Genomic DNA, 474 nt, shown 5'->3' with positions numbered 1-474 from the left:
GAATCCAGGTCCCATGCCGGCGTGCAGGCGCTGATCCGCGATCTCAACCATCTCTATCGTGCGGTCCCGGCCCTGCATCAGATGGATTGCGATCCCGCCGGCTTCGAATGGCTGATCGCCGACGATGCCGACCGCAACGTGTTCGCGTGGCTGCGCAAGGGCATCGAGGCAAACGCACGCTGCCTCGTGATCGTGAACTTCTCGCCCAATGTCTATCGCGACTATCGCGTCCGCGTGCCGTTGGCAGGCAAGTGCAGGGAGGCGCTGAACTCGGACTCCGCTCATTACGGCGGCAGCAATGTCGGCAATATCGGCGAGGTTCTTGCCGTCGACGGCCAGCTCAGCCTCACCGTTCCGCCGCTGGCCGCGATCTTCCTCGTTCCGGAAACCTGACCGATGCGCCTGACTGCCGGATCGCCCGCACGCCTCGGTGCAAGCTGGGACGGACGCGGCACCAATTTCGCGCTGTTTTCC

General features: G+C 64.1%; 1 protein-coding gene. It reads left to right on the top strand.

Annotated elements, in window-relative coordinates:
* Positions 1-393: alpha amylase C-terminal domain-containing protein (locus AACY45_RS28275; RefSeq protein WP_339548767.1), on the top strand; the 393-nt coding region annotated here is incomplete at its 5' end.
* Between the last annotated feature and the right edge of the window lie 81 nt (positions 394-474).

Origin of the sequence: Pseudomonas sp. RA_35y_Pfl2_P32 (assembly GCF_963970735.1) — a bacterium.
In the GTDB taxonomy this organism is placed as follows: Bacteria; Pseudomonadota; Gammaproteobacteria; order Pseudomonadales; family Pseudomonadaceae; genus Aquipseudomonas.
This window is presented reverse-complemented; position numbering and strand designations above follow the sequence as displayed.